General features: G+C 62.4%; 17 protein-coding genes. 1 reads left to right on the top strand and 16 read right to left on the bottom strand.

Annotated elements, in window-relative coordinates; all coding sequences use genetic code 11:
* The first annotated feature begins 101 nt into the window (after positions 1 to 101).
* On the top strand, positions 102 to 1,856 hold the full coding sequence (locus CFU_RS11845; RefSeq protein WP_014006277.1) for a cyclic peptide export ABC transporter: 1,755 nt from the start codon (positions 102 to 104) through the stop codon (positions 1,854 to 1,856).
* Between the two features lie 72 nt (positions 1,857 to 1,928).
* On the opposite strand, the gene CFU_RS11850 is transcribed toward CFU_RS11845, so the two are convergent.
* The 16 genes from CFU_RS11850 to CFU_RS11925 all read right to left on the bottom strand — a co-directional run bounded on the left by CFU_RS11850 (position 1,929) and on the right by CFU_RS11925 (position 18,731).
* The gene (locus tag CFU_RS11850) at positions 1,929 to 2,990 is read right to left on the bottom strand and encodes an ABC transporter substrate-binding protein (RefSeq protein WP_425304703.1); all 1,062 of its coding nucleotides are present in this window, start codon (positions 2,988 to 2,990) and stop codon (positions 1,929 to 1,931) included.
* Positions 2,930 to 3,763: a siderophore-iron reductase FhuF gene (gene fhuF / locus CFU_RS11855; RefSeq protein ID WP_014006279.1), complete on the bottom strand. Its 834-nt coding sequence runs from the start codon at positions 3,761 to 3,763 to the stop codon at positions 2,930 to 2,932. The genes CFU_RS11850 and fhuF overlap by 61 nt, the downstream gene beginning before the upstream one ends.
* The gene (fhuB, locus tag CFU_RS11860; RefSeq protein WP_014006280.1) at positions 3,763 to 5,868 is read right to left on the bottom strand and encodes a Fe(3+)-hydroxamate ABC transporter permease FhuB; all 2,106 of its coding nucleotides are present in this window, start codon (positions 5,866 to 5,868) and stop codon (positions 3,763 to 3,765) included. Before fhuB ends, fhuF begins: the two co-directional genes overlap by 1 nt.
* Positions 5,865 to 6,713, bottom strand: coding sequence for an ABC transporter ATP-binding protein (locus CFU_RS11865; protein WP_041741855.1), 849 nt, complete (start codon positions 6,711 to 6,713; stop codon positions 5,865 to 5,867). The genes fhuB and CFU_RS11865 overlap by 4 nt, the downstream gene beginning before the upstream one ends.
* The gene (locus CFU_RS11870) at positions 6,713 to 7,735 is read right to left on the bottom strand and encodes a TauD/TfdA family dioxygenase (protein ID WP_014006282.1); all 1,023 of its coding nucleotides are present in this window, start codon (positions 7,733 to 7,735) and stop codon (positions 6,713 to 6,715) included. Before CFU_RS11870 ends, CFU_RS11865 begins: the two co-directional genes overlap by 1 nt.
* A 71-nt stretch (positions 7,736 to 7,806) precedes the next feature.
* The gene (locus tag CFU_RS11875) at positions 7,807 to 8,061 is read right to left on the bottom strand and encodes an MbtH family protein (RefSeq protein ID WP_041743388.1); all 255 of its coding nucleotides are present in this window, start codon (positions 8,059 to 8,061) and stop codon (positions 7,807 to 7,809) included.
* Positions 8,062 to 8,131: 70 nt separating this feature from the next.
* Positions 8,132 to 8,800, bottom strand: coding sequence for an RNA polymerase factor sigma-70 (locus CFU_RS11880; protein WP_050808569.1), 669 nt, complete (start codon positions 8,798 to 8,800; stop codon positions 8,132 to 8,134).
* A 272-nt stretch (positions 8,801 to 9,072) separates the two neighbouring features.
* Positions 9,073 to 9,567 (bottom strand): ribonuclease E activity regulator RraA, encoded by a 495-nt coding sequence (gene rraA / locus CFU_RS11885; protein ID WP_041741857.1) that lies wholly within the window; start codon positions 9,565 to 9,567, stop codon positions 9,073 to 9,075.
* Positions 9,568 to 9,598: 31 nt separating this feature from the next.
* Entirely contained in the window at positions 9,599 to 11,341 is a 1,743-nt protein-coding gene (locus tag CFU_RS11890) for a diguanylate cyclase (protein WP_238531299.1), read from the bottom strand.
* Between the two features lie 314 nt (positions 11,342 to 11,655).
* On the bottom strand, positions 11,656 to 14,259 hold the full coding sequence (gene clpB, locus CFU_RS11895; protein WP_014006287.1) for an ATP-dependent chaperone ClpB: 2,604 nt from the start codon (positions 14,257 to 14,259) through the stop codon (positions 11,656 to 11,658).
* Between the two features lie 114 nt (positions 14,260 to 14,373).
* Positions 14,374 to 14,595, bottom strand: coding sequence for a hypothetical protein (locus CFU_RS11900; protein ID WP_041741861.1), 222 nt, complete (start codon positions 14,593 to 14,595; stop codon positions 14,374 to 14,376).
* Between the two features lie 236 nt (positions 14,596 to 14,831).
* A complete protein-coding gene (locus CFU_RS11905; protein WP_041743390.1) occupies positions 14,832 to 15,320 on the bottom strand; it encodes a molybdenum cofactor biosynthesis protein MoaE in 489 nt (162 codons plus the stop codon).
* Positions 15,321 to 15,353: 33 nt separating this feature from the next.
* The gene (gene moaD, locus CFU_RS11910) at positions 15,354 to 15,611 is read right to left on the bottom strand and encodes a molybdopterin converting factor subunit 1 (RefSeq protein ID WP_041741863.1); all 258 of its coding nucleotides are present in this window, start codon (positions 15,609 to 15,611) and stop codon (positions 15,354 to 15,356) included.
* Positions 15,612 to 15,641: 30 nt separating this feature from the next.
* The gene (gene glp, locus CFU_RS11915) at positions 15,642 to 16,877 is read right to left on the bottom strand and encodes a gephyrin-like molybdotransferase Glp (protein ID WP_014006291.1); all 1,236 of its coding nucleotides are present in this window, start codon (positions 16,875 to 16,877) and stop codon (positions 15,642 to 15,644) included.
* 13 nt (positions 16,878 to 16,890) lie between these two features.
* Positions 16,891 to 18,351, bottom strand: coding sequence for a threonine synthase (gene thrC, locus CFU_RS11920; protein ID WP_014006292.1), 1,461 nt, complete (start codon positions 18,349 to 18,351; stop codon positions 16,891 to 16,893).
* A 128-nt stretch (positions 18,352 to 18,479) separates the two neighbouring features.
* Entirely contained in the window at positions 18,480 to 18,731 is a 252-nt protein-coding gene (locus CFU_RS11925; RefSeq protein ID WP_014006293.1) for a DUF2164 domain-containing protein, read from the bottom strand.

Consider the following 18,731-nt stretch of genomic DNA (forward strand, 5'->3'; position numbering starts at 1 on the left):
CACCTGCATCGAGGGGCTAAATATTTGCCGCGATCGTTCGTCATCAGGGATAAGAGCCTTGTTCCATTCATTTTTTACAACCACCAACCGATTGACCGCCGATGACCGCTGCTACCCAGCCTTACGCTTCCCCGCCCCCTACCGAATCCAGCGCGCAGGCCAAACCGGCCATGCGCCTTATCATTGCCCTGCTCAAACGCTCGCGCGGCGCCCTTGCGATTGCGCTCACCGCCTGCGTGCTGAACGGCATCGCCAGCGTGCTGCTGGTCGCGACCCTGAATCGCGCACTGTCTGATTCCGGCGCAACCGACGGTTCGCTCGCCCTGCGCTTCGGGCTTTGCGCCGTCATAGCGCTGGTCACCCGGGTAATTACAGGGGTCCTGTTCGCGCGGCTGTCGCAGGACACCATGGCGCAGCTGCGCGAGCATGTCGCCAAACGCGTCGCCGCCGCCGAGCTGCGCGATGTCGAACGGATCGGCGCCGCTCCCGTGCAATCGGTGCTGACCGACGACGCCACCAACGTCTCGATGCTGTTCTTCGCCCTGCCCAACATCGTGATGCATGGTTCGATCGTATTCGGCTGCCTCGGCTACCTGGCTTGGCTGTCCTGGCCGGTGTGCCTGCTGGCGCTGACCGCGATCGTGGTCGGCTCGATCGGCTACCACACCGGCGACAAGCGCGCCATCGCTTCGCTGGAAGCGGCCGGCCGCTCGCAAGACAAGCTGTTCGGTTATCTTGGCGCATTATTTACCGGCGCGAAGGAATTGAAGCTGCACCAGGCGCGCGCGCGCCAGTTCCTCGACGGCCAGCTCGGCGCGGCCATCGGCGAGGTGCGCGACCACCGCCGGCGCGCGTTCAGCTCGTATGCTGTCGGCGTCGGCTGGATCGTGTTCCTGTTCTATGTATTCCTCGGCGCGGCGGCATTCTGGCCGACCCTCGGCGTACGCGCCGACGCAGCTGCTGCTTCCGGCTATATCGTTGTTTTCCTGTTCATGCTGCTGCCGCTCGACGGCTTGCTCAACAATGTGCCGACCTTGAACGCAGCCCGTGTTTCGCTGGACCGGATCGAAAAAGTAATGGAAGAGTTCGGCAACCTGCGCACCGTGCCGCCGCTCAGCGAAAGCGCATCGCATGAACCGTTCAAGACCCTGACGCTGCGCGATGTCACCCATTCCTATTTCCATGAGCGCGACGAACGGATGTTCAGCGTCGGCCCGATCAACCTGACTTTCAAGCCCGGTGAACTGGTGTTCCTGGTCGGCGGCAACGGCAGCGGCAAGACCACGCTGGCGAAAGTGCTGACCGGACTGTACGAACCTGAAGACGGCGTGATCGAGGTGGACGGCAAGCCGGTCGGCTCAGCCGAACGCGCCGCCTACCGCGAGCGCTTCACCGCCGTGTTCAACGATTTCCACCTGTTCGACGCCCTGCTCGGCATCATCGATCCGAACGATTCGTCGCGCGCGCAGGCAGATGCACGAGCCAATGCACTGGTCGCAAAACTGGCGCTGGATCACAAGGTGCAAGTGGTCGATGGCGCCTTCTCGACCCGGGCGTTGTCCACCGGGCAGCGCAAGCGCCTGGCGCTGGTGGTGGCCTACCTGGAAGACCGGCCGTTCTACCTGTTCGACGAATGGGCGGCAGACCAGGATCCGGCGTTCAAAGCGGTGTTCTATGAACAATTGCTGCCGGAGCTGTGCGCACGCGGCAAGACCGTGCTGGTGATCACCCACGACGACCGTTATTTCCCGCTCGCCGACCGCGTGCTGAAACTCGACAATGGCAGCATCATCAGCGAAACCTATGGAGCGCCGGCCGCATTGCTGGCGACGGCGGCCAACGGCACCGAAGGTTAAGCAATGCCCGTCCTTGTAAATCACAAGGACGGGATTCAGCCAATCATGAAGCGGTAAACAGGAATATCATCGTCAACGCTTCGTCGGCGGCGGCAATGACAGCAGTTGCTCAGTCATGGTATCGGCCAGCCGCAGAGCCGACATCGGCCCACCAAACACCCACAGGTTGCGCTCTACCAGCGCCACCCGCCCTGCGCGCCGCGCCGGCACAAAAGGCCAGATCGGCGAATCGAGTTTCTGCTTGAGCGGCACTTCAGGCCCTGTCGAACTGACAAACAATACCGCCAGCTCCGGCTTCTTGAGCAAATCCTCAGAGGTTACGTAAGTCGTGCCTTCACGGGTCGGCGCGGCATATCCCAGCTCAACGCCAAGCGCGCGCGCCACACCGCCCGCCATGCTGTTGCCGGTGAAAGCCCAGTAACGGTCAGGCAAGCCCAGTTCCTGCAGCCAGGCGACCTGCTCGCCGCTGCGGCCGGCCTGCTTAATGCGCTGTGCATCACGCGCCAGGCCGGCGTCGAGCTTGGCTTCGACAGTTTTGGCTGCATCTTCGCGCCCGGTAAGGCAAGCGATGGTCCGGAAAATTTTGCGGGCCCAGTCGAGCTGGGTCAGCGACGTACCGTTTTTTTCAAGATTAGGGCTGTATTGGAACAATACGGTGGGAGCGATGCGATTGAGCGCCGCAAAAATCGATGCGTGCCGCAGCCCTACCCCAAGAATCAGGTCCGGCTGCAAGGCCGCGATCGCTTCGAAGCTCGGCTCCTGGCGCGTACCGACGTCCGGCACCGTGGCCAGCCGCTCTTTGTCATAGTCAAACCATCCCGGATAATTCGAGGCGTCGGCCATACCGACCGGCATCAGGCCAAGCGCCGCCAGGTCTTCGGCGAACATGTATTCGAGCACCACGATTCGCCGCGGCCGCTTGGGTATACCTGGCTGGAATTGCGAGACGGTGAGATTGTCGACAAGCGGCTCGCAAGCCGGAGTCGGACTGGCAGAACCTGCAGCATGAGCCGGGGTTCCGCACAGCGCGGCACATGCCGCTGCTATCGCACAAAGCCGCTGCACATGCCTGCTCACCGTATCGCATCCTGCAATGCAAGCGCTTCGTCGTGCATCGTCAACAGCAATGGGCAACTGGCGCACAGATTTGTTTCTCCTGGAATTTGATTGCGCATGCAGCACACGCGGCGCGCGCGAAACGGATCGGGCAGCAACGCCGAGCCCGGTTTTACCTGGCGTACCGGCGTGCGCAGGGGATTGGGCGAACCATCCGCCGCGACCGGCCTGAACAGGCAGGCGATATCATTTGCCACGCCCGGCAAGGCCGCGCACTGCCCGGCCAGATAGTCGAGCAGGTTGCCGACATTGCCCCACAGCACGCGCGGCGCAATACGCGCCATGTCTGCCAGCGTCTCGATCACCGCTTGCAGATGCTCCACCAGCGGCGCATAACAGCGCGTGCAATCGTTCTCGGGCGGCTGCAGCGCGTCGGCGGCAAAATACAGCGCAGTCGGCATCCCTGCGCGCAGCACAAGCTGGGTGCGGGCGGGCGACATGTCCAGCGGACGGCGCAACAACAGCGCGGCGATGCCGGCGGGCGCCGCGAGCCAGAAATAATATTTGCTCCACTGCGACAGCAGCGCTCGCGCGTGGATCTCGCCGTCGCCGCCGTAGTGCGACACCATCGCATCAAGCAGCTCGGTACGGTAGGCGCCGAGCTGGGTCAACGGGATGCAAACGGAATCGCCGGCATCGCTTTCCGTCTCGGGAACGGCCTGACTGTTGTGTGGTTTGCCGAGCCAGACATGTTCGAGATAGGATGCCATCGATTCAGGCGCAAGCGCGGCGAAACAATGCGCCTGCCCACCGGAGCCTGGACTCAGGGCGGTCCTTTGCAAGATATCCATCAGCGGCCGCCCCGCTTCTCACGCCGCGCCTGCGCAATCAACAGGATGAGCAGGTATGGCGCGCCTATCATGGCGGTCAGCACGCCGGCCGGAATCTCTCGCGGGGCAAGCAGCGTGCGGGCGGCGACGTCGGCCAGTACCAGCAGCAGTGCGCCGCACGCGGCGGCCAGCCAGAGCCGGCTACGGTGCGTGCGTGCACCCAGCATTAGCGCCAGGTGCGGCGCCATCAGGCCGATGAAGCTGACCGGACCGACAGCGGCGACTGCCGCGCAGGCGGCCAGTGTCGCCACCGTCAGTACCAGCGGCCGCAATACGGCAATCGGCAGGCCGAGCGCCGCCGCCTGGTCGTCGCCCAGCGACAGCAGGTCGAGCGGCCTGGCCAGCAATGCCAGCACCGGCAGCGCCAGCAGGCACCATGGCAGCAGCGTGGCCACTTCGCCCCAGCTGCGGCCATAGGTGCCACCGACCAGCCACACCACAAAACGCGCCGGCTGCACGCTCTGCTGCGTGATCAGCCACTGCGACAGCGTAGTCCAGAGGGTGCCGAGGACCAGCCCGGTGAGCGCTACCGCCATCGGTGCATAACGATGGCGGCGGTTGAGCAGCAATGTCAGCAGCAGCGTGGCGGCGCCGCCAGCCAGCGCGGCGACGGCGAGGGTCGAATGGGCCGCGAACGGCCACAGGATCAGTGCAATGAAAGTCGCCAGCCCGGCGCCCTGGGTGACGCCAAGCACTTCAGGCCCGGCCAGCGGATTGCGCACGATGCTCTGCATCAGCACCCCGCTCGCCGCCAGCAACGCTCCAGCCAGCAATGCGCACAAAAGGCGCGGCAGGCGCAGGTCGAGCAGCATCCGGGTTACTTCGTCGCGCCCTTCCAGCGCGGCGATCCAGCCGGCCGGACCGATCAGCTTCGCTCCCAGCGAGGCGCCGGCAAACAGCAGCGCGCAGCCAGCCAGCAGCAGCCCCGCTGCGATCAAGGGCCATGGCAGCGCCGTCAGCATGCGCACGGCGCGCGTTCCGGCGTCGGACATCGGCCGTTCCTGCCCTGCCGCCATTGCGCCCGACCATACGATGCCGCTGCGGATCATGGCCAGCATCAGCGGCGTGCCGACCAGTGCGATCGCTACCCCGGTCGACAGTGTGGCGTCGAGGTCGAGCGCCAGCACCGCGCTGTCGGTAACCAGCACCAGCGCGCCGCCCACCAATGCCGACAAGGGCACCAGGGCGCCCAGTTTCGATGCTTTTGCGCCGCGCAGCTGGCGCAGCAGGTTAGGCGCGATCAGGCCGACATACGACAGCGGCCCGGCGATGCTGACCGCGACGCTGGCAAAACCCACCGCCACCACCATGGCGGCGATCCGTGTCGCATCGATCCGCACGCCGGCGGCGGCTGCCGCCTCGTCGCCCAGCACGAAGGGATTGAGCGGTCGCACCACAAACGGCAAGGCAATCAGCGGCAGCACCAGCCACGCCATGGCCAGCTTGAGGCCGTCTGCGCCCGGTTGATACAGGCTGCCGCTGGCCCATAGCGCGGCGCCGGCGATGCTTTGCTCAAAAAATGCCAGCACCAGTGTCGCCACTGCCGAAAACAGCAGCATGCAAACGCTGCCCGCCAGCACCAGCCGCAACGGCGTCGCGCGCCAGCCGGCTGCCGCCACCACGCAGACGGCGGCGGCCAGGCCGCAGCCGAACAGCAGCGGCACCGATGCCGCGCCGGCAAGCGCAGGAACCACCATCGCGGCCAGCAAGCCCAATTGGGCGCCGCCGGTAATGCCGAGCAAATCGGGGGAAGCGAGCGGATTGCGCGTAAGCGCCTGGAACAGCGCTCCAGCCACGCCGAGGCAGCCGCCGGCGACCAGCGCCGCCAGCACGCGCGGCGCACTCAAATCGAACAGCAGGATGCGGCTAAGCGTGGCGGCGTCACCGCCTTGCGCAGATGCCGCCAGCCACTGCTGCACGCCGGGCGCCAGGCGCACGGCCGCCGTGACCACGATCAGCAGCAAGAGCGCCGCTCCGATCAGGCCTGCCCTGCTTTTCATCGATGCATGCCGGCTTGCGAGCGCCGTGCCTGGGCGGAGCGGAGATTGGCCTGCCAACGCGGTCATGCAGCGAGATCCTTATCGGCGCCGTTTTCACGTAACGCTGCCGGCGGAGAGGTATCTCCGTAGGCTGGCACGCACATCGGCGCGCCTGTCAGCGGATGGGCGATCTTGAGCATGGTTACGTCGAATGTTTCGTGCAGATGATGCGGAGCCAGCATGGCGTCGGGCGACCCATGCGCAATGATCTTGCCGGCGCGCATCAGGACGATTTCATCGCTGAACGCAGCAGCTTGGTTCAAGTCGTGCAGCACCCAGACGATGGTCAGCCCCTGTTCCTGGTTCAGGCGACGCAGTTCGTGCAGGATTTCAAGCTGGTGATGGATATCGAGATAGGTAGTAGGCTCGTCGAGCAGGACGATGGGCGCCTGCTGGGCCAGCGCCATGGCTATCCAGGCGCGCTGCCGTTCGCCGCCCGACAATGCGGCAACGTCGCGCTCGGCATAGTCGGCAAGTCCGCTGGTAGCCAGCGCCTGGTCGATAGCAGCATGATCGGCACGCGTCAGGCCGCGCAGCCAGCCGCCGTAGGCATAGCGGCCATAAGCCACCAGCTCGCGCACCGTCAGGCCAGCGGGTATCTGGTTGAATTGCGCCAGCATCGTCAGCGCCCGCGCCAGTTCGCGCCGCTTGTACGATGCCAGCGGCGCGCCATTCACTTCCACCTGCCCTGACCGGATCGGCAGCAGCCCTGCCAGGGTACGCAGCAGCGTGCTTTTGCCGCAGCCGTTCGGCCCGCACAAGGCGGTCACCCGCCCAGCCTTGATAGTCAGGTCGAGGCCGTCGAGCACTACCTGTTCGCGATAACCGACCGTCAGCCCGCGCGCCATCAGCGCCGCTTCAACCGTTTTCATCAGGACGCCGTCTTCTGCTCGCCGCTCTTCGGTTCGCTGTAACTTTGCGCCATCGCCACCACCACCTTGCGCGGCCCCTGGAACGGATCGCGCGCGTGCGCGGTCAGCATGTTGTCGAGCATTAGCACATCGCCGGACAGCCACGGAAAGACGATGCGCTGCTGATCCAGGACGCCGCGGATTTCAGCCAGCGCTTCGGCTTCGATTTCTTCGCCGTCGCCGTAATAGACATTGCGCGGCACGTTTTCCAGCCCGACCGCATCGACCAGCGCCTCTTGCATTTCCTCGTCCAGCGCGGACAGGTGAAACAGGTTGAGCTGGTTGAACCAGACCATGTCGCCAGTGCGCGGATGACTGGCGACCGCCTGGCAGCGTTCGCGGGTGCGCAGCAGCAGTTCGCCGTCCTCGCCGTCGCGCCAGGCGCAGTCGATGCCGCGCGCGGCGCAAATGCGCTCGACCACGCGCGGGTCGTCCGAGCCGAAGGTCTGCTGCCACGGCAGGTCAAGCCCCTGGCCGAAATTGCGCACGTAAAGCAGTTCGCGCTTGGTGAAACGGGCAACCAGCGCCGGATCGAGCCCGCGATAGATGGCACGGCTGTCGGCAATCGGCGTCGCGCCGCCGGAAGCAGCGGCAAGCACGCAATGGAACCAGATGCGCAACGGCCATTCGCGCGTGTACGACTGCTCGTTATGCAACGGGATCGACCGGTGCGGCGGATATTCGGTCGAGGTGTACACCGCGCCTTCGACCTGGCTGCGCGGCGTCGAGGCGAATTCGTAGCCGATCAGCGGATGTCCGAAGGAACCGGCAAAACCCTGGAACAACTCGATCGACGGCACCCGGAAGCCGGTGAACAAAAGTCCTCCGGCCTGCTCCAGCGTATCGTCGGCGATCGTGCGCAACAGCGGCATCGCCTCTTCCAGCGAGATGTCCACACCGGCTTTCGGCGCAACAATGGTAGGCAGCCCCGGTTCGATCCGCAGGTCGTCAAGCGCGAGCTGCGGCATGGAAAGTGTAGTCATGCAAAATCCTCTAGCAGGAACAGCGCGCCCGTGGCTTTGCCGCAGGCGCGCCGGATTACCCGATTACCTAATTATGATAAGGTCCCGCGCGCCTGCGCTGCAGCGTCATCCATATGGCGGCGCAGGCTGGCCGGGCGCATGTCGGTCCAGGCTGACTCGATATGCGCAAGGCATGCGGCTTTCGGGCCGCTCACGCCGACCTCGCGCCAGCCGGCCGGCACGGCGCGGAAAGTCGGCCAGATCGAGTACTGCTCTTCGTCGTTGATGACGACTGTGTAGATAACGTCATCTGCCTCTGCGGCGGCGGAATTCTGTGTTTGTGTCATGGTCAGTCCTGGTTCGAAATGCATTAAGGAAACGGCGGCAGATGGTGCTTACTGCGCCCAAACGCCGCCTCTACTTTATGAAGACGATTGGCGCGCGCGCTTTTTTACCATCGCGGGCAGCGCTGGCATGGAACATCGGCAGCGCGGCGCCGCGATCGCAGGCATCCAGGCAGGCGCTGCAGTGCTTTTCAACGTCGCGCACCATGAAATGCACCAGCGTCTGCGAGACATTGAGCGCGCGCGCGGTGCTCTGCAAGGTTTCTTCGCGCATGCGCACCATCTCGAATGCCGCGCGGCTGCGCGCCGGCAGCTGCGCCAATGCGTCGTAGACGTGACGCAGCCTGTCGCGCACTACCAGCGCCGCCTCGGGAGACGGCTCTTGCGACGGCATGTTGAGGCCGCTGTCTTCATCGGCATGGTAGATATTTTCAAGGTTCTGGCGCCGGCAAGCGTCAATAGAGGCATTGCGCACCATCCGCATTACATAGGCGATCGGCTGGCGGATGGCATCCTGGCCCGGGAGGTCGACCAGCTTGAGGAAGACATCGTGCACCACGTCTTCCGCCCGGCTGGTGCAGCCGACGAAGCCGCGCGCGACATTCACGTACAGCGGGCGGTTCGCGATCAGTATGTCGAGCAATGGGCCGGCGGCAGAGGATGCACTGGAACTGAAGATCGACGCATTTCTCACTAGCGATGCCGCTGCCGAAGACTTCGCCCCTCCAAGCATTTGCGCCATAAATTCACTCCGCTCTGATAAGATGGTTCCCAAGGTAACATAAACACGAATCATTCTCAATATCATTAGCAATTACCCTTATTACTTTTATGGATTTGCCTGACAGAGAGGAATGGTTTTGAGGATGAAAAACGGGCGTCAACAGCCCCGGCCGGCGCCAATTGACGGGCCGCGCAAGGCTATGCAGAAGGGAAATGGTTTGGAAAACGGGAGGTGACGCGGGCGCCCTCAAGGCAGCCAGCGCGAAACAGTTATTGATTTGGCATTCCGGCCTACAGCAGTTTTTGGCTGGCCACCAGCACGCCGTCTGCATCGGCATAGATCCACGCGCCCGGGGCCACCGTCACGCCGGCGATGGCGACGCTGACGTCGCGCTCCCCTACTCCCTTGCGCACGCTGCGTTGCGGATGGAGCGCCAGCGCGCGCACGCCGATATCGCAGGCGTTCAATTCGGCCGAATCGCGCACGCAACCGTTGACGATGATGCCGGCCCAGCCGTTCTTTTGCGCCAGGACGCCAAGGTTGCCGCCGACCAGCGCGCAGCGCAAGCTGCCGCCGCCGTCGATCACCAGCACCTGGCCGTCGCCCGCGGTTTCCAGCGTGCTGCGCACCAGCACGTTGTCTTCATGGACTTTCAGGGTGCGCGCCGGGCCGGAGAACGCCTGGCGCTGGCCGAAGGAGATGAATACCGGCGGCAAGACCGCCAGGGCGGCGGTGCCAAGCTTGTCTTCGTTGGCGTCGCATAAATCGCAGGTAGAAAAAGTCATTGCATCTCCGTCGCGGGCAGTCAGAAAAAGATCAGTCGTCCGACGAAAACGTCAGGCCGCCGAATTTCTTGACACTATACATCCGCTTGTCGGCCACCTTCAACAAGGTTTCCAGGTCGAGGCCGTCGGCCGGATACAAGGCGCCGCCGATGGAGGCACCGATCTGGCAGTGTTCACCGTTGGCCATCAGGATCGGCTTGTTCAGTACCGCATAGATCTTTTCCGCGATCGCCAGCGCCGATTCTTCGTCGGCCACGCCAGGCAGGTACACGATGAATTCGTCGCCGCCGAAACGCGCCACCTCGTCTTCCTTGCGCAAGGTATTTTGCAAGCGCAACCCAACCTCGATCAGGACCCGGTCGCCCTCGTCATGGCCGTAATGGTCGTTGACCTGCTTGAACTTGTCGAGGTCGACGAACAGCACGGCAAAGCGGAAAAGATGCGGTTCGACGTCGGTGCGCCGGCGAAATTCGATTTGCGCAATCAGGGAATCGCGATTGAGCAGGCTGGTAAGACGGTCGGTGCGCAGGTTGCGCTCCATCTCCTGGAAGCTTTGCGCCAGTTCGCCGATCTCATCCTTGCGGTCGATATTCAGTTTGGCGAATGGCCGGCCGCTGCCTATGCTGCGCACCGCCAGCGTCAGCTTGCGGATGTCGCGCAGGACCCAGCGCAGTATCGCGTAGCCGAACAACAGCGCCAGCAGGATCACCAGCAGGCCCAGGTACAAGCTCTTGTAGACGCTGGAATTGACCGCTCCCCAGAAATCGGAACGCGGCAAGGCGACCACCGCCACCCACTCCAGTCCGGCAGCATCGCGATGGATTTGCGCCGCCACTTCGATCTGCCCGTATTTGCTGGGGAATGCGCCGACGATCAGCTTGCCCGGCTTGGGCGGGCTGGCGGCCGAAGCCGCTATCGGATCGGTAACCGGCGCCGTTTCCCGGTGTTTCTGCAAATAGTTTTGCACCAGCTGCCAGCTCTGGCGCATGAAGGGTGCGGCAACATCTTTCAGATTGTTCCTGATGTGCTGGTTCTGGGCGCCGTTGCGCGGCGCAAATGCGCCTTCGCCATTGGAAGCAATGACCAGGTCGCCATTGGGCTCGGCCACGAAAGCGACGCCGTTCTTGTCCATCGGCAGCGCCTGCAGGTATTCCCGCAGCGGCCACAGCGACAGCTCCCTGGCCACCACGCCAAGCACTTCCTGTTCGCCGTCGTAGACCGGCCGCGCCAGCATCAATACCGGCTCGCTGCTGGAGGCATCGATGAACACCGGCGACCATATGTCTTTGCGCTGGCTGACAGCATTCAGGTACCAGCTTTGCTCGCGCGGCTCATAGTTTTCCGTCTCCAGCAAGATCTTCTCGGTGGCAGGACCGCGGCTGCGATACAAGTGGGTGGGACCTTCGCCCGCCCCCCTCAGCCTGACCCGGAATTCATTGGCGGCGGTGCGGCGGATGCCGACATAATGGCCGTCGACGCCGGCAAAGCTGATCACGCTGCCGATGGTCGGAAACAGGCCGCTGGCAATCCACATGCGCTCTTCCAGCCGTCCGATGCTGGCAGGAAACGGGATCGGCGTCGGGCTCTTGTTGGCGGCGCCGGCGACCTGATCAGGCGCGACTACCCGCAACGCCGCGCCGGCGTCGAACAATTGCCTGTTGATTGCGCTGTCAATGCCCCCCATCATGTCCGCCAGGACCTTTTGCGACAACGCATCGGTGGCGTCCTGGCCGGTTTGATAGAGCAGCCAGCCGACTGAAACGGCCAGACACAACAGCAGCGCTGCAAACGGCAAAATGAATAAGCGTTGGAGTGACGTTCGCTTCAAATTTGCCTCGAAATTACAATAATCGGCGCCTGGCTTCAGGAAGATATTCCCGCATCTTTGCATACGGCAAAAATGCGCGCTCCCGTCGCGATCCACAATTGAATGCACAATTCATAACATTCACCTGTAAACCAGCAATACGGACCAAGAGCATAGACCTAAAAAAAGGTCACACGGCATCGCCATGTGACCTTTAATTCATAAAGCAACACGATCAAGCCTGCCGCGATTCTACCTGTTTGCGTCTGTAAAATCTGAGCTTAGATTATCACTTTGAACACTATCTCACCATTGTTAACATTTATATGAACGATGTCCTTCGGACCGAACTTGCCTTCGAGAATCAATTTCGACAAAGGATTCTCGATCTGCTGCTGGATCGCGCGCTTTAACGGCCGCGCGCCATACACCGGATCGAAACCCGCTTCGGCGATCTTTTGCAGGCCGGCTTCCGAAATCACCAGGCCCATGTCCATTTTCGCCAGCCGCTGTTCGAGGATCTTCAGCTGGATCTTGGCGATCGAGCCGATGTTCTTCTCGTCGAGGGCATGGAACACCACGATTTCATCGATGCGGTTGATGAACTCGGGGCGGAAATGGTTCCTGACTTCAGCCATCACTTCCATCTTCACCACGGCCGGATCGCTACCCTCCATCGCCTGGATCCGATGCGAGCCCAGGTTCGAGGTCATCACGATCACCGTGTTCTTGAAATCCACCGTGCGGCCCTGGCCATCCGTCATGCGGCCGTCGTCCAGCACCTGCAGCAGCACATTGAATACGTCCGGATGGGCTTTTTCGATTTCATCCAGCAGTATCACGCTGTACGGCTTGCGGCGCACCAGCTCGGTCAGGTAACCGCCCTCCTCGTAGCCGACATAGCCAGGCGGCGCGCCGATCAGGCGCGCGACCGAATGCTTCTCCATGAATTCGCTCATGTCGATGCGGATCAGGGCGTCGGTGCTGTCGAACAGGAAACCGGCCAGGGCCTTGCACAGCTCGGTCTTGCCGACGCCGGTCGGGCCGAGGAACATGAACGAGCCGTATGGGCGGTCAGGATCGCTCAGCCCGGCGCGCGAACGGCGGATCGCATCCGACACCGCGACGATGGCCTCGTTCTGGCCCACCACGCGCTTGTGCAATTCGTCCTCCATCTTGACCAGCTTGTCGCGCTCGCCCTGCAGCATCTTGGATACCGGGATGCCGGTAGCGCGCGAGACGATCTCGGCGATTTCGTCGGCGCCGACCTGGGTCCGCACCAGCTGTGGCCTGCCGTCCGGATCCGGGTGCGCGGCCGCCAGCGCATCCTGCCTGGACTGGGTTTCCAGCGCTTTTTCCAGCTCATTCAGCTTGCCGTACTTCAGCTCGGAAACCTTTTGCCAGTCGCTGTTGCGCGTCGCTTCGTCAATTTGCAGGCGCAGCTTCTCGATCTCTTCCTTCAGGTGCTTGCTGCCCTGGGCGCTGGCTTTTTCCGATTTCCAGATTTCCTCGAGGTCGGCATATTCGCGCGACAGCTTCTCGATTTCTTCCTCGATCAGGGAGAAGCGTTTTTGCGAGGCTTCATCCTTCTCGCGGCGCACCGCTTCGCGCTCGATCTTGAGCTGGATCAGGCGGCGGTCGAGCTTGTCCATCACCTCCGGCTTGGAGTCGATTTCGATCTTGATCTTGGCTGCGGCTTCGTCGATCAGGTCGATCGCCTTGTCCGGCAGGAAACGGTCGGTGATGTAGCGATGCGACAATTCCGCCGCCGCGACAATCGCCGGATCGGTAATTTCCACGCCATGGTGGACTTCGTATTTTTCCTGCAAGCCGCGCAGGATCGCAATCGTCGCTTCGACGCTAGGTTCGTCCACCAGGATTTTCTGGAAACGCCGTTCCAGCGCCGCGTCTTTTTCGATGTACTTGCGATATTCGTCCAGCGTGGTCGCACCGACACAATGCAATTCGCCGCGCGCCAGCGCGGGTTTCAGCATGTTGCCGGCATCCATCGCGCCTTCCGCCTTGCCGGCGCCGACCATGGTGTGCAGTTCGTCGATGAAAACAATGGTTTGCCCTTCGTCCTGGGCGATTTCCTTGAGCACCGCTTTCAGCCGCTCTTCGAATTCACCGCGGAATTTCGCGCCGGCCAGCAAGGCCGCCATGTCGAGCGACAGGACGCGCTTCGATTTCAGACTGTCCGGCACTTCGCCGTTGACGATCCGCTGCGCCAGGCCTTCGACGATCGCGGTCTTGCCGACGCCCGGTTCGCCGATCAGCACCGGATTGTTCTTGCTGCGCCGCTGCAGCACCTGGATCGCGCGCCGGATTTCGTCGTCGCGGCCGATCACCGGATCGAGCTTGCCGAGGCGCGCCCGTTCGGTCAGATCCAGGGTATATTTTTTCAGGGCTTCGCGCTGGCCTTCGCCATCCTGGGAAGCCACATTGGCGCCGCCGCGCACCGCCGTGATCGCGGCTTCCAGCGCCTTGCGCGTCAGGCCGTTTTCACGCGCAAGACGACCGGCGTCCGATTTGTCGTCGAGCAGGGCCAGCAACAGCATCTCGCTGGCGATGAACTGGTCGCCGCGTTTTTGCGCTTCTTTGTCGGCCAGGTTGAGCAGCGCCAGCAGTTCGCGCCCTATCTGTACTTCGCCGCCGGCGCCGCTCACCTTGGGCAGGCGTTCCAGCGCGGCTTTCAGGCCGGTTTCAAGGGCGGCGACGTTGACGCCGGCCCGCTGCAGCAGCGAAGTAGCGCTGCCGTCGTCCTGGTTCAGCAGCGCGATCAGCGCATGGACCGGATCGATATATTGATTGTCGTTACCGACGGCCTGGCTCTGGGCATCGGCAATCGCTTCCTGCAGTTTTGTGGTTAATTTATCGAAACGCATGGTTCCTCCAAAATATCTAATGGGTAGAAAATTGGGACAGACCTGCTGATTTCAAGTTAGACGATAAAAAGCCCTTCACAAAGGAAGGGCTGGCATGGCATCCGTAAAACCGGACTATTTGATATGCGTGGCCATGAAGTAGGTCACGGCTACCAGCGCAGAACCGAAGCCACAGACAAACGTCACCAGCCGCCAGGTCTGGTCCGTCATTTCCCTGTGCATGTCGGCGCTGGTGGCGGTCTGGTCCAGGCGCGTTTCTATCCGCGCCAGCCGGTCGCGCGCTTCAGTGACAAAGTCAGTGACACATTCTTCAAGTTTCAGAACCCTGGTTTCCATGTTTTCATCATAGCCACCGCCGTCGCCGCCGTCAAATGATCGCCTCCGCGGATTTTTTGTTTTGTTTACCTCTTCTCGCAGATAAACAGCTTTGGACCTAGCTTCCATCGCCAGTCTCCCCATATCGAGCCATCCCAGCCAATTTATTTTCTTTTTATCAAGAAGTCTTTAAGAGACGTCCTAAATCAGAAAACCAAGGCGCGATAAGTCGCAAAACCCGCCTGCCGACCGCCAGCTCACTTCTTGCTTTCGCGCATAGGCAGCGGCAACGCGTCCTGCTCCCATTTGGCCAGCGCCTCGTCATCGGTGCTGCGGGCGTCGACCCAGCGCGCACCCTGTTCCGTGTGTTCCTTTTTCCAGAACGGCGCTTCGGTTTTCAGGTAGTCGATGATGTATTCGCAGGCAGCAAACGCATCGCCGCGATGCGCCGAGCTCACCGCCACCAGCACGATCTGGTCCAGCGGCAGCAAGGGGCCGATGCGGTGTATCACCAGGGCGTCGAAGATCTCCCAACGCTGCTTGGCCTGGTCGATAATGGCCGACAGGGCTTTCTCCGTCATGCCGGGATAATGCTCCAGCTCCATCTGGGCGACGGCGCTGCCATCGCTCAGATCGCGCACGGTGCCGAGGAAGCTGACGACGGCGCCGATCTTCGGATTGGACAGCCGCAGCTGCGCCAGCTCGGCGGCAAAATCGAAATCCTCAGCCTGAACACGGATGGGCATAGTCAAGACCTCACGGACAACAACAAACCAGAATCAGCCGCCGGTGACCGGCGGGAAAAATGCCACTTCGCCGCTCTCGGCCAGGGCGGTATCGGCATTCGCCAGTTCCTGGTTGAACGCCATGCGCAGCGAGCGCCCTTCGGCCAGCACCTCGGCCCAGACCGGGCCGCGCGTGCGCAGGAAAGTACGCAGCTCGCCGACGGTGGCGATCGAAGCCGGCAGCTCCAGCGTTTCCTGCGACAGGTTAAGCGCCTCGCGGATACTGGCAAAAAAGCGCAGCTGGATTTTCATTACATTCTCTTTTTCAGGCAATTACAAGTTCTACAGTAGCGCAGAAAACGGCAGGAAGCGCAGCGAATCGCCCCTGGCGATGGTTTTCCCGGCCGGATTGTCGACCAGGCCGTCGCCCCAGACGGTGGAAGTCAGGACGCCCGAACCTTGCTGCGGGAACAGGTCGAGGCCGCCGTCGGCATTGATTCTTGCGCGCAGGAATTCCTGGCGGCGGTCGGCCTTGGGCCAGTCGAAATCGGCGCGCATGGCGATCGCCTGCGGCGCCAGCCCGCTTGCCGCCACACCTTGCTGGTGCAGGATGAAGGGTCGCACAAAGATCAGGAAGGTGACAAAACTCGATACCGGATTGCCGGGCAAGCCGATAAAGAAGGCGGTGCCGCCCGCGGCGCGGCGGACTTCGCCGAAGGCCAGCGGCTTGCCCGGTTTCATGGCGATCTGCCACATGTTCAGGCGCCCTTCCGCTTCCACCGCCGGCTTGACATGGTCTTCTTCGCCGACCGACACGCCGCCCGAGGTGAGGATCAAGTCATGTTCTTGCGCCGCCAGGCGCAGCGCCTCGCGGGTTGCTTCACAATTGTCGGGGACGATGCCGTAATCGCTGATTTCGCAGCCCAGGTTTTCCAGCAGGCCGCGCAAGACGAACCGGTTCGAGTTGTAGATGGCGCCCGGTTTCAATGGCTGGCCGGGCATGGTCAGTTCGTCGCCGGTAAAAAACACAGCTACCCGCAACTTGCGCAGCACCGGCAACGTTTCCAGCCCGACCGAAGCCGCCAGGCCGAGATGCTGCGGCCGCAGGCGCGTGCCGGCAGGCAGGATCACGCTGCCGCTGCGGATATCTTCGCCGGCGCGGCGCACCCATTCGCCTGTAGCCGGCGCATGTTTGATGATGACCGCATCGCCGTCGGCCTCGCACATTTCCTGCATGACCACGGCATCGGCGCCTTCTGGAATCATGGCGCCGGTAAAGATGCGGGCGGCCGTACCGGCCTGCAGCGGCGCACCGACATGGCCGGCGGGAATCCGCTGCGAGATGGATAACCGCGCAGCACCTCCAGCGCAATCCGCGGCGCGCACTGCGTAACCGTCCATTTGCGTATTGTCCGCAGGCGGCACATTGAGCTGCGAAACCTGGGCATCCGCCAGTATCCGGCCGTTGGCCGACAGCGTCGGGACCTGTTCCGCGGCAGCGCTGTCAACCAGCGGCCGCGGCGCCGCCAGCAATACTTCGAGGGCTTCGTCGACAGATAACATCGGAGGTTTTTGCATGGTCGCGGCAGGCTTACAAGCCGGTATGGCTGGCGATGAAGGCCTTCACCTGCGCCACGTCGGCCGCCATCACTTCGAAACGCTGCGGCAGCGCTTCTATGTTTTCAAAACCGGCCGGCCGCTCGGCGTCGCGTCCCAGCGCTTCGCGGATGGTCTCGTTGAACTTGGCCGGCAAGGCGGTTTCCAGCACAATCATCGGCACGCCCGGGACCATGTATTCGCGCGCCACCTTGACGCCGTCGGCGGTGTGGGTGTCGATGGTGACGCCGTAGCGCTGTTCGATATCGCGGATGGTGGCCAAGCGGTCCTGATGGGTCGACTTGCCGGACTGGAAGCCGAAACGGCCGATCTTGGCAAATTCATCGCCATCGCTGCCCGGGCCGCCCGCCAGGCTGAAGCCGCCTGCGGTTTCCACCTTGTGGAACAAGGCGCGCACGCGCTCGCTGTCGCCATCCAGCAAATCGTGGATGAAACGTTCGAAATTGGACGCCTTGCTGATATCCATGCTAGGGCTGCTGGTGTGATAGGTCTCGGCCGACTTGCGCACCCGGTAGATACCGGTGCGGAAAAATTCGTCGAGCACGTCGTTTTCGTTGGTGGCCGCCACCAGCTTATCGATGGGCAAACCCATCATGCGCGCGATATGGCCGGCGCAGATATTGCCGAAATTGCCTGACGGGACCGTGAACGATACCTTCTGGTCGTTGCTGGTGGTCGCGCTCAGGTAGCCGCGGAAGTAATACACCACCTGCGCCACCACGCGCGCCCAGTTGATCGAGTTGACGGTGCCGATCTTCTGGCTGGCCTTGAAGGCGTGATCGTTGGACACCGCCTTGACCATGTCCTGGCAGTCGTCGAACACGCCTTCGACCGCGATATTGAAGATGTTCGGATCTTGCAGGCTGAACATCTGCGCGGTCTGGAATGCGCTCATCTTCTTGTGCGGCGACAGCATGAACACGCGTATGCCTTTTTTGCCGCGCATCGCATATTCCGCTGCGCTGCCGGTATCGCCGGAAGTGGCGCCGAAAATGTTCAGCTTGGCGTCGTTCTTGGCTAGCGTATATTCGAACAGGTTGCCCAGCAACTGCATCGCCATGTCCTTGAAGGCGAGCGTCGGACCGTTTGACAAGCCTTGCAGCAGCAGCTTGCCGCCATCCTTTTCTTCCAGCAGGCGCAGGGGCGTGATCTGGCCGGCGTCTTCGCCCGCCCGCGCATTGCGGTACACCTCGGCGCTGTAGGTCTTGTGCGCCAGCGCCTTCAGATCGGCGGCCGGCACGTCAGTGGCAAACTTCTTCAATACTTCAAACGCCAGGTCGGCATACGACAGGCCGCGCCATTGATCCAGTTCGGCGCCGGTGACTTGCGGATATTTCTCAGGCAGGTACAGGCCGCCATCCGGGGCCAGCCCGCCTAACAGGATTTCGGAAAAATTTTGCGCGGCTGCGTGGCCGCGAGTGGAAACATAATGCATAGTCTGGATGGCGTTATTTAGGATTGCGGATCAATGTAGAAGCTGCTGCCTGCATTATAGCGTTCGCTGCCTCGCAGCTGTGAGCTTTGCTCCCGGGCGGCGAGTCCGTATCAGTTTACATTTCTGGTCTATTTTTTCTTCCAGTAATCACCGGTTTCTTCGTAGCACTCGACCGCCAGGTCCGAGACTTTCGCCTCCATGTGCGCCTGCGCATCGGCAATCGCCTGGTTGTAGATGCCGGGGCCGATCACCCGCAGGCAGAAATCGAGCAGCATGCCGGCTTTCAGGTCGCCGATCGGCTCGTCCATGTTTTCGTTGAAATAGCGCTGGATAGCGCCAACCAGGTCTTTCTGCTCGTTTTGCTGCAATTTGATCGCCAT

The organism is Collimonas fungivorans Ter331, assembly GCF_000221045.1.
Classification (GTDB): domain Bacteria; phylum Pseudomonadota; class Gammaproteobacteria; order Burkholderiales; family Burkholderiaceae_D; genus Collimonas; species Collimonas fungivorans_A.